At 40.7% G+C, this 13,464-nt stretch carries 11 protein-coding genes; 8 read left to right on the top strand and 3 right to left on the bottom strand.

Translation table 11 applies throughout. The features are described 5' to 3' along the window. Positions 1-29 precede the first annotated feature (29 nt). Positions 30-425 carry a DUF1573 domain-containing protein gene (locus BC751_RS17515; protein WP_130276756.1) on the top strand — a complete coding sequence of 132 codons (396 nt, stop codon included), beginning with the start codon at positions 30-32 and terminating at the stop codon, positions 423-425. Positions 426-464: 39 nt separating this feature from the next. Here BC751_RS17515 and BC751_RS17510 read toward each other — a convergent pair whose 3' ends face one another. From BC751_RS17510 to BC751_RS17500, 3 genes are all read right to left on the bottom strand, one after another. Next, complete coding sequence (locus BC751_RS17510; protein WP_130276755.1) at positions 465-1,166, bottom strand: DUF4377 domain-containing protein; 702 nt, start codon at positions 1,164-1,166, stop codon at positions 465-467. A gap of 103 nt (positions 1,167-1,269) precedes the next feature. Next, positions 1,270-1,974 (bottom strand): SGNH/GDSL hydrolase family protein, encoded by a 705-nt coding sequence (locus BC751_RS17505; protein WP_130276754.1) that lies wholly within the window; start codon positions 1,972-1,974, stop codon positions 1,270-1,272. A gap of 9 nt (positions 1,975-1,983) precedes the next feature. After that, positions 1,984-3,030 (bottom strand): S66 peptidase family protein, encoded by a 1,047-nt coding sequence (locus tag BC751_RS17500; RefSeq protein ID WP_130277631.1) that lies wholly within the window; start codon positions 3,028-3,030, stop codon positions 1,984-1,986. A 249-nt stretch (positions 3,031-3,279) separates the two neighbouring features. Between BC751_RS17500 and priA the strand changes: the two genes are divergently transcribed. The 7 genes from priA (at position 3,280) to BC751_RS17465 (ending at position 13,401) form a co-directional block, all read left to right on the top strand. Further along, positions 3,280-5,799: a replication restart helicase PriA gene (priA, locus tag BC751_RS17495; protein ID WP_165389856.1), complete on the top strand. Its 2,520-nt coding sequence runs from the start codon at positions 3,280-3,282 to the stop codon at positions 5,797-5,799. A gap of 130 nt (positions 5,800-5,929) precedes the next feature. After that, positions 5,930-7,237 (top strand): IS1380 family transposase, encoded by a 1,308-nt coding sequence (locus BC751_RS17490; protein WP_130273823.1) that lies wholly within the window; start codon positions 5,930-5,932, stop codon positions 7,235-7,237. 486 nt (positions 7,238-7,723) lie between these two features. Then, complete coding sequence (gene hisG, locus BC751_RS17485; protein ID WP_130276753.1) at positions 7,724-8,584, top strand: ATP phosphoribosyltransferase; 861 nt, start codon at positions 7,724-7,726, stop codon at positions 8,582-8,584. 267 nt (positions 8,585-8,851) lie between these two features. Further along, the gene (hisD, locus tag BC751_RS17480) at positions 8,852-10,144 is read left to right on the top strand and encodes a histidinol dehydrogenase (protein WP_130276752.1); all 1,293 of its coding nucleotides are present in this window, start codon (positions 8,852-8,854) and stop codon (positions 10,142-10,144) included. After that, entirely contained in the window at positions 10,144-11,214 is a 1,071-nt protein-coding gene (gene hisC / locus BC751_RS17475; RefSeq protein WP_130276751.1) for a histidinol-phosphate transaminase, read from the top strand. Before hisD ends, hisC begins: the two co-directional genes overlap by 1 nt. Then, positions 11,214-12,308: a bifunctional histidinol-phosphatase/imidazoleglycerol-phosphate dehydratase HisB gene (hisB, locus tag BC751_RS17470; RefSeq protein WP_130276750.1), complete on the top strand. Its 1,095-nt coding sequence runs from the start codon at positions 11,214-11,216 to the stop codon at positions 12,306-12,308. Before hisC ends, hisB begins: the two co-directional genes overlap by 1 nt. 307 nt (positions 12,309-12,615) lie before the next feature. Then, the gene (locus BC751_RS17465) at positions 12,616-13,401 is read left to right on the top strand and encodes a tetratricopeptide repeat protein (RefSeq protein WP_130276749.1); all 786 of its coding nucleotides are present in this window, start codon (positions 12,616-12,618) and stop codon (positions 13,399-13,401) included. The last annotated feature ends 63 nt before the right edge of the window (positions 13,402-13,464 follow it).

The following is a 13,464-nucleotide window of genomic DNA, read 5'->3' as shown; positions in this document are numbered from 1 at the left end:
GTAACAAACGAAAACTAAATACAATCACTATGAAAAAGTTGTTTTTGCTTGCAGTAATGGCCTTGATGGTATTTGCTGTACAGGCTCAAACCGAGAAAAAAGGTGCAGTGATCGATTTCAAAGAGAAATCCATTGATTTTGGTGACATCACTCAAGGGGATAGGGTAGAGCATACCTTTGTTTTTACCAATAGTGGAGATGCTCCTCTTGTCATTTCCAATGTGGCCGTGACCTGTGGATGTACTGCTCCAAATTGGCCAAAACAGCCAATTGCGCCGGGAGCGACCGGTGAGCTAAAGGTAGTCTTTAACTCAGCTGGTAAAATGGGAAAGCAGAATTCTGTAGTCAGGATTTATTCCAATGCTACTGAACCCATTGAAAAAGTTTCCCTGATCTCCAATGTGTTGCCAAAAGGGACTAAATGACCCTAAATATAAAAAAGGAGGCAGAAGGGCCTCCTTTTTTTAATCAACATTTTTAAGTACCATTCTGATTTTCCCCTCTTCATCCAACAACGACAATTTTGAACCAGAAAACCTGTACTGTTTGATCTCTTTTAAGATCTCTGCATATTTCATTTCTAAGTCCATATATTCAGGCCCGCAATACATCCGGGTCATAGCGCCATTGCCGAAAACAATTTCTTTTTCAGTAATACCCAAAGCGGCTCCTCTAATGGTATTACAGCCCGAAAAGCCGAAATATCTTCTTTCCGCGACATTGATTTCCAATGTAAGTGCTTTTTCCATTCCTTTAGGATTTTCTATATCTTCCAGCTTTTCCACCATCCAAATATTGCTTAATCTCAATCTTTTGTCGGGATATTCTTCCAAAACCTCAACAAGACGGTAACGCAATGAAGAGGCATCCGCAGGCACCTGATCAGGCAATTTTTCAATTTTCACCTTGATTCTGTACCTGTTGCCGGGTTTAAAATCAAATCCTTCAATCTGTGAGTAAAAAAAGGTCCATTTACCTTCATCAATTTCACTGTTTTCCTGGACTTCCAGGCAATTCATCGGGGCAACGCCGGTACAGGGAACTTTACTGCTGTTGACCCAAAAAACTTTTTCCTCCTGACTGTTGGCGGAAGTTATTTTTTCTGTTTTACAGGACATCATGGCAAGTAAAAGAATCATTAGTCCAATGGTTATCAAGGCCCTCATTATTTATAAGTTTAAGTCAAAACACATCGTGCAATTCTCTTGCCAGGAATTGTAAAACAAGAGTCAAATTAAGCTAAAAAAGAAGGCTTTAATTGATAAGGTTTCAAAACTGCATTTTTTGTTCTATAATTCTTGCCAATTCCTTGGCCCATTCTTGATACACCAAGTGACTGGGATGTAAGTTGTCATCTACCACCATTTCCGGATTAGCACCGATTTCTCTGTATCTGTCCGTGATATTGATGTAATGAACGCCCAATTTTTGGGATATTTCTTTCTTGGCTTTGTTAAAAAGATCAATTTCATTTCTTACCTTTTGCTGATCTGTCCCTCTTTCCATTGCAAAAGGTGTAACTCCCCAATCCGGAATGGAAATTACCACTACATGGTTGGGATTCCCTTTGGCATATTTGATGGATTTTTTGAGTAAGCCCTCAAACTCTTCTTTATAGTTTTCGATATCCCTGCCTCTATATTGGTTGTTTACCCCAATTAAAAGGGTTACCAAATCATAGGTATTGTTTTCTACACCCGCAGCGATTATTCCTTCATGGAGTTCATCCGTTGTCCAGCCTGTCTTGGCAATGATGGTTGGTTTTTTGAATTCAATGCCATCCTTTTTCACCAATTCCACAACCTGATTGGGATATCTACCGGATTCTTCCACCCCTTCTCCTATCGTGTAAGAGTCTCCCAAAGCCAAATAGGTAAGTTCCTGTGTATCCATATAATTTTCCAAAGTTTTTTTCTGATTACAGCCCATATACAGGCTCAATAAGAGGAAGGTCAAGTAAGTTAAGTGTTTCATATTCCCTTTTTAATCTTGAAATACTTTTTCCAAGAGTTTAAATGTGCCCGCATTGGCATTCATCTCTACCTGGCCGCCAACGGGTACGATAAATTGTTTGGGGACATGGCCTATCATCGCCCCTTTATATGCAGGGATATTCAAGGGAAGAATATAATCATCAAGAATATCATCTAAAGTAAGTGAACCAAAGCCCCCTGATGGATTGCAATCTGTACATTGGCCAAAAATAAATCCTTTGATTTTGGATAAGGTGCCATTGAGTAACAGGGTGCTCATCATGCGGTCAATTTTATATGGATCTTCACCGATATCCTCTACAAATAAAATGGCATTTTCAAAATCGGGGAGGTAAGGGGTTCCGGATAATGCAGTTAATACAGTAAGATTTCCGCCCAATATCTTGCCACTGGCAATTCCCGGCCTTATGGTCTGGATACGGTTTTGTTTGACAATCAGATCATCTCCTTTGACCTGTTCATTTTCAAAAGAGACCATTTCCTTTTTGAAAAACATGTTTTCGAATTGTTTGACATTGAAGCTGTTCCAGCTTCCACTTCCATTTGGCCCATGAAAAGTGATCAAACCGGTCTTGGCATGGATAGCGTTGTGGAGAGCAGTAATGTCAGAATAGCCCAAAAGAGGTTTTGGATTTTTTTTGATGATATTATAATCAATCAAAGGCAATATCCTGGCAGCACCTGATCCTCCCCTGATGCAAATAATGGCCTTGATGTCTTTGTCCGCAAACATTTCGTTGAGGTCAGCAGCCCTTTCTTCATCGGTTCCTGCAAGATGTCCTCGCCTGTTTTTTAGATTTTCTCCCAATTGCACCTCAAAACCCAGGGCTCCCATGGTTTCCTTAGCAAAATCAAATTGGATTCTATCGGCTGTGGCAGCAGAAGGACTGATGATGCCGATTTTATCTCCCTGTTGGATACCCCTTGGTAATATGGTTTTTTTGGCAAGCTCGCCATTGTCATTTGCGAGGGCATAGTTCAAGGGTAAACCGGCAATTCCAAGTCCTAAGGTTTTTAAGAACAGTCTTTTATTCATCATATAATTTTGGGGCAGTCAATTCGGTAAAAGTAAAGGTAAAATCCATCTCTTAAAAGGAAGTGGATCAGATTTGTGTTTCTCAATCTCTGACAAAAAGTGTCAGGAAAATGTATCGCATTTATTTTCGTTTCTTGCCAAATTCCGTCTCAAATCATTTAATTTAGGCCATTAAATTAGTTTAAAGGCCTAAAGTATTGACCTGGCTTTTGGATTGGATGGATTAAGCAACCTAATTTCTGATAACTTTTGGAAACATTATTTGGTGACCTTGAAGACATAAAGGCAGGAGAGTCCGCACTTTTTGCAGATGTGATTCTGCCTGTTCCAATTCCCAAAATGTTCACCTATAAAATCCCCCGCAATCTGAAAGAAGAAATCGGTATTGGTTTTAGGGTGATAGTACAGTTCGGAAAGAAGAAAATCCTTACGGGTATAATAGGTAAAGTTCATCAAAAACCACCTTCTGCCTATGAGGCAAAGCCTATCTTGGATGTCCTGGAATCGCACGCATCGGTAAATCCCATTCAGATACGGTTTTGGGCTTGGATGGCCGAATATTATTGCTGCCATATTGGAGAGGTCATGAATGCAGCTCTTCCATCAGGTCTTAAATTGAGTAGTGAAAGTAAAATACAGCTCAATCCTACCTTTGATGCAGATACCTCACCCTATCCTTTGGATGATAGGGAAGCGCTTCTTCTTCAAGCCCTTAGCAATAAAGAAGAGATGAGCTATGAGGACTGTGAAGTTGTTCTTGGGATCAAATCCATTCATGGCATCATCAAAAGCCTGGTGATCAAAGAGGCCATTTTGGTATTTGAAGAGGTGAAAGAAAAGTATAGCCCCAAAGTGGAGTCACGGATCCGGTTCAGAACTGATTTAGCCAAAGACAAGGAAGCCTTGGAAGCGGTTTTCAACGAGGTCAGCAATAAGCCTAAGCAAGAAGAAATTTTATTGAAGTATTTGCAGGAGGTCCCTGTTTACCGAAATCCTGAGCTTAACCAAAACGGCTTGGAAAAAAAAGTGCTCTCGGATGCCGGATTGTCCCTTTCAAGTCTGAAAACCCTGATCAAAAATGGGATTTTGGAAGAGTTCAAAATTATTGTAAGTAGGTTTGAAGATGAGCAGGGGCACAATGAAGACATTGTGCTTTCACCAGAGCAAGAGCAGGCCCAAAATACAATCAAAGAGGCTTTTGAGGAGAAGAACACTGTGCTTTTGCATGGCATTACAGGAAGTGGAAAGACTGAATTGTACATTAAGCTTATCCAAGAGGCATTGGAAGGTGGGTCTCAGGTTTTATTGTTGCTGCCGGAAATTGCCCTGACAACACATATCGTAGGCCGTTTGAGGCAGGTTTTTGGAAGCAAGATGGGGGTTTACCATTCCAAATATTCTGACAACGAACGCGTAGAAGTATGGAATGGTGTATTGAGCGGGAAATTTTCATTTGTAGTGGGGGTAAGGAGTTCTATTTTCCTGCCATTTGATAGTTTGGGCTTGGTCATAGTGGATGAGGAACATGAAGTTTCTTATAAGCAGTTTGATCCTGCGCCAAGGTTTCAGGCAAGAGATGCAGCCATCATGTTGGCCTGGTTGCATCAGGCTAAAACACTTTTGGGTTCTGCTACGCCTTCTTTTGAGTCGTTTTATAATGCCCGTTTAAAAAAATACGGTTATGTGACTTTGGAAAAACGCTTTGGTGATGCCCAATTGCCAGAATTCCAACTTGCAGACATTTTGGTGGACAAAAAGAAAAACCTCTTAAAATTGGATTTTACCAGATTGATGAGGGAAAAAATCCAGGAGGCCCTGAAAAATCAGGAACAGGTACTGATTTTTCAGAACAGAAGGGGGTATGCACCTTACATTTCCTGCGAAGAATGTGCCTGGATTCCCGAATGTGAACATTGTGATGTCAGCTTGACCTATCACCAGTTTGGGGAAGAAATGAGATGCCATTACTGTGGATTCAGGGAAAAAGTCCCCCAATCCTGTCGTGCCTGTGGAAGCTCCAAACTCAGCGCAGTTGGATTGGGTACAGAGAGGATTGAAGAGAGTCTAAGTTTGCTTTTTCCAGAGGCAAGGATTGCCCGTATGGATTTGGATACGACCCGGAGTAAGTATGGTTATCAGCGGCTGCTAGAGGATTTTGGATCAGGCAATGTAGATATTTTGGTAGGCACACAAATGATCACTAAAGGACTGGATTTTGATAAAGTCACTGTGGTAGGCATAATGGATGCGGACAGGATTCTTTATTTTCCTGATTTCAGGGCAGGGGAACGTGCTTTCCAACAACTTACCCAAGTAGCTGGAAGGGCAGGAAGAAGGGAAAAAAAGGGCACAGTGATCATTCAGACTAGGAGGCCTGAGCAGCAAATATTCCAGCAGGTCATGTCAGGTGATTATAAAAATTTTTATATCCAGGAGATGGGGGAAAGACAGCGGTTTTTTTATCCCCCATTCGTAAAAATGCTTAAAATTACCACCAGACATAAGGATTTTAAAACAGCTGAAAAAGCGGCGAGGTACCTGCATAACCTCATGGCGGAAATTCAGGTCAAAAAGATTTTATTAGGTCCTGAAAAAGGCTTGATAGGGAAAATCAAAAACCAGTTTATTTTTGAGTCTATAGTAAAATTGGATAAATCGGGAAATGCCCAGGCCCAATTTAAGCATGAGCTTCAATTACTTATAGAAGAGCTACAGGTCCAAAAAGATTTTAGGGCTGTCCGTTTTATTGTCGATGTAGATCCATATTGAAGCAGTACCTTAAATCCGCAGGGCGGATTTAAAAAAAGCCGAAAAAGTGGCTGAATTTATTCAATTCAGGCTTTTCCGGCTCGTTTTTTTTCACTTATTTAGATGATACCACTCAAACTAGATAAGCGGTATGAAAATTACGAATTCGACAGAAAAAATCACACCTTTCGGAGGTTTTAATTTTGTTTTTAACTCTTTCAAAAATTCTGGTCTCCCAGAACTCATTGATAATCAATTGGGGGTTAGAGCCTTAAGGGGAGGGTTTTCATACAGTGACATTTTCGCCAATCATATGGCTATTTTCTTTAATGGTGGCGACTGTACTGAAGATATCAATGTTCACTTGAGAGACGCACTTGAACAGGTCCCTTCATTTTCAGTATGCAGTGCCGATACAATTCTGAGAGGTATCAAAGAGCTTGCTGTTGATACAGAACTCTTTATAAATCCGTCCAGTGGAGTAAGCCATGAATTTAATATCAATGGAAAACTCAACAGCTTGTTGTTAAAATCAGCTTGTAAGACCGGATTACTCAAGTCAGGTGTTGCTTACGACCTCGATTATGACAACACCGTCATTCCAACTGAAAAGTACGATTCAAAAAAGACATATAAACACGTCTATGGATATCAGCCAGGTGTAGCTTCCATAGCACATCCTGAATTTTCACAGGCCATTCCTGTGTACGTAGAGGGCAGAAATGGCAACAGTCAGGCCAAATATTTGCAGGCTGATACACTTACACGCATGTTTGGGCAGCTTACCAATGAAAATATCCGTATCGGAAGGTTCAGAGCCGATTCAGCATCCTATCAGGAAGAAGTTCTCCGCACACTGGAAGCACATACCGAAAGCTTTTATATACGGGCAAACAGATGTGCCAAACTGGATAATATCCTTGGAAGTATAGCCCCTGAGAAGTGGCAGAAAATACGTTTGGGTGTACAGGAAATGGAAGTTACTGACCTATCCGACTACAAACCTTTCGGTAAAGACAGGTCTTACAGGCTGGTCATTACCAGAATCAGGCGTAAAGACGGGCAGGCAGATGTGTTTAGTGGAGATGCATTTACTTACAGGGCTATTCTGACCAATGAACATACATCGTCCAATGAAGCTGTTGTAAGGTTTTATAACGCCCGGGGTGCAAGCGAACGCTTGTTTGATGTACTCAACAATGACTTTGGCTGGTCTAAGTTGCCCTGTTCGTTCCTTGCAGAGAATACCTCCTTTATGCTTATGACGGCTATGTATGCCAATTTTTACACCTATATCATTGGAGAGTATTCCAGAAAAGTTGATTGGCTTAAGCCTACCGACAGGCTCAAGAAGTTTATCTTCAGATTTATCACTGTTTCAGCCAAGTGGATAAGAACGGGAAGAAGAGAAGTGCTCAAACTGTTCACGAGTAAGGATTACAAGCCGATTTTGAACTAAATTCAGATAAAAACCCCTCAGGAGCTCAAAAAATAAAGATTTACAGGGAAGAGGTATGCCTTTTCCATTAAAATTGAGGAAAAAAACCGTCCATTTTATCCTCAAACCTAAAATCCATTGTCTCAAAACTATGAACACTCTTCAATCAAAGGGAAGAAATTCCCGAACTAGACCAAAAATGAACACAAACAAGCAGATTCAAATCTCCAAACTAAAATCCTGCGGATTTTAGGCAGTAACAAAAACAATTATTTAATTTGGATGTTATTTTTCTGGATCTATATTTGCAGGCAAATGAACAGACCTATTTACCATAAACCAGTTTTTTGTGCCACTTTTAGAGTCGGCACTGTTCATCATTTCCATCATTCCTCCTGAGGAGGAAAATCTTTTACATTTCGCCCGCGGTAGGCTGTTGGTCCAGTTATTCAGCCATATTATCCAAATTCCCTATTTTCATTTTGATACTAAACGTATATTGCATTCATGAATTCTATTATCCGTATAGCCGTACAAAAAAGCGGTAGATTAAGTGATGATTCTTTGGCATTGATCAAGGAATGTGGCATAAAATTTTATAATGGCACAGGGAAACTCAAGTCTGTTTCCACCAATTTTCCGATAGAGTTTTTATTCCTTAGAGATGATGATATCCCCGGATATGTGGAAGACGGTGTAGCGGATCTGGGTATCGTGGGCGAAAATGAACTCGTAGAGAAAGATAAAGATGTTACTGTTCTCAAAAAGCTAGGTTTTTCTAAATGTAGGCTATCATTGGCTATCCCAAAAAGTCAAGAATATACCAATATCCACTATTTTCAGGGAAAAAGTATTGCTACTTCTTATCCGAAAATCTTGGGAGATTACCTTGCCCAACACAATATTCAGGCAGATATCCATGAGATTTCAGGTTCTGTGGAAATAGCCCCCAGTATAGGATTGGCAGAAGGAATCTGTGATATTGTAAGTTCCGGCTCCACCCTTATGATGAATGGACTGAAAGAGGTTGAGGAAATTTTCAAATCAGAGGCGGTATTAATTGCCAATAAAAAACTTACAGAGGATAAATTGGCCATAGTGGACAAGCTTCTTTTCCGAATCAATGCTGTCCAAAAGGGGAAAAGCAATAAGTATGTACTGCTGAATGCACCCAATGAATCTTTGGAGAAAATAGTAAGCCTCATGCCGGGCATGAGAAGTCCTACGATTTTGCCTTTAGCACAGGAAGGATGGTCATCTGTACATTCTGTATTAAGTGAAGATCAGTTTTGGGAAAAAATCGAAGAACTCAGGGCTGCAGGAGCAGAAGGTATTTTGGTGGTGCCAATTGAAAAAATGGTAATTTGAAGGTAAAAGCGAGAGAGAAGAATCAAGAAGGGTGAGGTACATTGGGTTAGGAAGGGAGTAAATGGGTAAAGTACCATGTACCAAAAACCAAGTACCATGTACCATGTACAAAGAATATAGGGGTGCTTGTAAGTAGATTTTGGAAAATGGTGATTCAAATTTTGCCCCAAAGACCTTGTGCCCCCAAATTGAAGGGGAGTGAAATTGTAATCTGATTGCCACAGGACCAATATGAATAATAGACAATTGAAAAGCATTGATTAACATATGAAAACGATATTGAACCCAAGCAGGTCTGAATGGACAAAGTCTTTGAAAAGGCCGGTTCAGAAAACTAAAGATATTGAAAAAATCGTCAAACCTATCTTGCGAAAAGTGAAGCGCTCGGGAGATAAGGCCTTGAAGAAGTTTGCACTGGAATACGATCATGTTCAGATAAAAAACCTTTGTGTGACCGCTGAGGAAGTTAAGAAGGCCAAAGAATTGGTTGATCCTCAACTGAAATCAGCCATATTGGTTGCCAAAGAAAATATTGAAAAATTCCATGCTGCCCAAATAAGCCCTGAACTTAAACTGGAAGTCATGGAAGGTGTGACCTGCATGAGAAGGTCCGTGCCCATTCAAAAAGTGGGCCTATATATCCCCGGAGGAACAGCCCCTCTGTTTTCAACAGTATTGATGTTGGGGGTTCCCGCTAACTTGGCAGGTTGTGAGGAAATCGTACTCTGCACTCCACCAGATGCAGAAGGCAACATTCATCCTGCGATTTTATACACTGCAGATTTGATCGGCATTGATAAAATCGTCAAAGCAGGTGGTGCACAGGCTATCGCAGCGATGACCTTCGGTACCGAGTCTGTTCCCAGGGTTGACAAAATTTTTGGGCCAGGTAATCAGTATGTTACAGCCGCCAAGCAGTTGGCTGTCAAAAAGGGTGTAGCCATCGATATGCCTGCAGGCCCCTCCGAAGTATTGGTCTATGCTGATGAAACGGCTATTCCCTCATTTGTTGCGGCTGATTTGCTGTCTCAGGCCGAGCACGGGGTGGATTCTCAGGTTGTCCTTGTAACCACCACGGAGAAGTTTGCATCCAAAGTCCAAAAGGAAATAGAAAACCAGCTTGAAAAACTACCAAGGAAAGATATTGCCAAAAGGGCTTTGGATAATTCAGTTGCCGTGGTCATGGCCAAACAGGAAAAAGCCATAGAGCTGATCAACGACTATGCTCCTGAGCACCTCATCATTTGTGTAGAAAATGAGGAAGAGGTAGTAGACAAAATAATCAATGCCGGATCTGTTTTCATAGGCAATTTCACCCCGGAGTCCGCTGGGGATTATGCCTCAGGAACAAACCATACGCTACCTACATATGGTTATGCAAGAAACTATTCAGGAGTTTCCTTAGACAGTTTTTTTAAGAAAATCACCTATCAAAAAATTACTGAAAAAGGGATACAAAAACTCGGGCCAACCATTGAAATCATGGCTGCCAACGAACTTCTGGATGCGCATAAAAATGCTGTAAGCATCCGGCTCAACTATCTTAAAGACAAGAAGTAATGGCTTTTGTGTTAGAAAAATTATTACGACCCCATATCCTTCATATAAAACCTTATTCTTCAGCCCGAGATGAGTATACCGGGAAGGTAGGAGTTTTTTTGGATGCCAACGAAAACCCATATGGCGCCCTCACAGGTGAAGCTTTTAATAGGTATCCAGACCCCTATCAGTCAGATATCAAAGAAAAACTGGCCCTCATTAAAGGCTTGAGCACTGCTCAGATTTTTTTGGGGAATGGCAGCGATGAAGCGATTGATTTATTGATGAGGGCATTTTGTGTGCCCGGCAAAGACAATATCATACTTCTGCCCCCAACCTATGGCATGTATGAAGTATCCGCATCCATCAATGACATTGCGGTTAAAAGAGTCAATCTTTCAGAAGAATTTCAGATGAGGACAGAAGCCATCTTGGAGGCAGTGGATGAATTTACCAAGATTATCTTTATCTGCTCTCCCAATAATCCAAGTGGCAACAAAATGGACCGAGATGCTATACGGAAAATCATCACCAGTTTTCATGGTTTGGTGGTAGTAGATGAGGCTTATATTGATTTTAGCGATGAGCCAAGTTTTACAACAGAATTGTCAAATTTCCCCAATTTATTGGTAATGCAGACTTTCTCCAAGGCATGGGGACTTGCCAATCTGCGTATTGGGATGGCATTTGCTTCAGAATCGATTATCCGGATACTCAACCTGATAAAACCTCCCTATAATATTTCAGGCCTAACCCAACAGAAAGTCCTGGACTCCTTGGAACAGGCTGACAAAATTGATGGGCTTGTAAAGAATGTGCTAACCGAAAGGATTTATCTGAAACAGGAATTGGAAAAGTTACCTTTTGTGTTGAAAATTTATCCTTCTCATGCTAATTTTCTTTTGGTCAAAATGGATCATGCGAGAAAAATATATGAATTTCTGATCCATGAAATGATTATTGTCAGGGATCGGTCCAAAGTAGTTCTCTGTGAGGATTGCCTTAGGATTTCGGTTGGAGCCCGGGAGGAAAATAAGCAGCTAATTGAAGCATTAAAGCGATACGAACCTATTATCAAAAACCTTAATTGATGAAAAAAGTACTTTTTATTGACCGGGATGGAACTATCGTTGTGGAACCTCAGACTGATTTTCAGATTGATAGTTTGGAGGACCTGGAGTTTATCCCTAAAGTAATTTCCAATTTAAGAAAGATAGCTGAAGAGACAGAATATGAGTTGGTAATGGTGACCAATCAGGATGGATTGGGGACACCTTCTCTTCCGGAAGAGGATTTTTGGCCTGCTCATAACAAGATGATGCTGACCTTGGAAAATGAGGGTGTGAAATTTGCAGCTGTGCATATTGACCGGTCTTTTGACCATGAAAATTTACCAACCCGTAAGCCCGGTACAGCGATGTTGACCCAATATATGAACGGAGATTATGATCTTTCTAATTCTTATGTGATTGGAGACAGAAAAACCGATATCCAATTGGCAAAAAACCTTGGATGCAAGGCTATTTATCTTGGAGAAGAGATGGAAGGGGCAGATTTTTCTACCAAAGATTGGGACGAAATTTACCGCTTTCTAAAGATGCCAGACAGGGTGGGTGAGGTGTTCCGGAAAACATCTGAAACAGATATTCATATTAAAGTGAACTTGGATGGATCCGGAAAATGCGAGATCTATACGGGCTTACCTTTTTTTGACCATATGTTGGAACAACTGGGCAAGCATGGAGGTGTTGACCTTACCATTGAGGTCAAGGGTGATTTGCATATTGATGAGCACCACACCATTGAAGATACAGCTTTGGCATTGGGAGAAGCATATTTAAAGGCTTTAGGGGATAAAAAAGGTATTTACCGATATGGTTTTTTACTTCCGATGGATGATGTACTCGCTCAGGTGGCCATTGATTTTGGAGGAAGACCCTGGATTGTGTGGGATGCTGAATTCAAAAGGGAAAAGATTGGGGATATGCCGACAGAGATGTTTTTCCATTTCTTCAAATCCTTTAGTGATACTGCCAAGTGTAATCTGAATATCAAGGCTGAAGGCAGCAATGAACACCATAAGATAGAAGCCATTTTCAAAGGACTGGCCAGAGCCATTAAAATGGCAGTTGCCAGAGATAAAACCGCTTTGAACCAGCTGCCGAGTACGAAGGGAGTTTTGTAGAAGTGGGATTTCGAAGGGCGGATTTCGGAAGTAAGATTTCGGAAACATTAAGAATTTAAGGAAATTAAGCGTTTCATGAAGTGTCTGATTATCTGTGATTAGGAAGAGGTTGAAAGTCTTTCAACTGAAAGATTTTCAACCTCTTCCATTTAAAATTATTTTTTTTAGAAATTTCCAAATTTCTATTGTAAAGCCCCGTTGATTGTCCGGGCAACCCTGGATTACTTTTTTCCATCAATAAACATTCCCTTCATTGGGAATTTTTAAAATAATTTATTAGTTTTGAAAAGGGTAATTATAGTTTCGTATGAGGCGTCTTTTTCTGTTTGGAACATGGATTTTGTTTTCTTCCTGTTTTGGTAGTTTTTCGGAAGGGGAGCGGCTGTTCAGGAGAGGTGCTTATGAAGAGGCCATTGCTGAATTTTCCAAAGCTTTGTTTCTCAATGTTACGGATATCAAATCCCTCCATTTAAGAGCAAGGGCTTATGAGGAACTGGAGGCATTTGAGGATGCACTCAAAGATTATCAAACTATTCTGAGGTTCGATCCGAGCTATGCACAGGCCCATGCAGGAATAGGAAAACTCTATTGGAAATTAGAGGATTTCAGGAAAGCTGAAAATCATCTTTTGTTAGCTGCCAAGCATGATCCCCAAGACTTTGAAATTATATTTTTGTTGGGTAGGACCTTGTTGTTGAACGAGAGGTACGAGCGTGCAGATGAGTTTTTTCAGATTGCGAAGGAATTAAATCCCAGGGATTCCAGGGTATATTTTTATCAGGGAATGGCCCGCTCCCAGATTGGGGATATTTTAGGGGCGGCAGGCTCATTCAATATGAGCTTAAAGTATGATCCAGACAATTTGGTGGCCAAATATAACAGAGGATTGGTACTGATGCGGATTGGATATTACTCCTGGGCTTTGGAGGATTTTGAAACTGTCTTAAAAGCCAAACCAGAGCATGTCGAGGCTTTGGCCCAAAGAGGATTGGCTAAACTGAACCTGAAGGATCCAAGTGGCTGTTCAGATCTAATTCAGGCAGTTGCAAAGGGAAGTCTTACGGGGAAGAATAATATTGATAAGTGTCCTTAGTAGTTGTAAATTCTTTTGGTTTTTTACAAATTCTAAAATAATTGGTCTCCATTTTATCCTTCA

The organism is Cecembia calidifontis (assembly GCF_004216715.1).
In the GTDB taxonomy this organism is placed as follows: domain Bacteria; phylum Bacteroidota; class Bacteroidia; order Cytophagales; family Cyclobacteriaceae; genus Cecembia_A; species Cecembia_A calidifontis.
The sequence above is the reverse complement of the archived record's forward strand: the minus strand, read 5'-3'. Positions and strand labels throughout refer to the sequence as shown.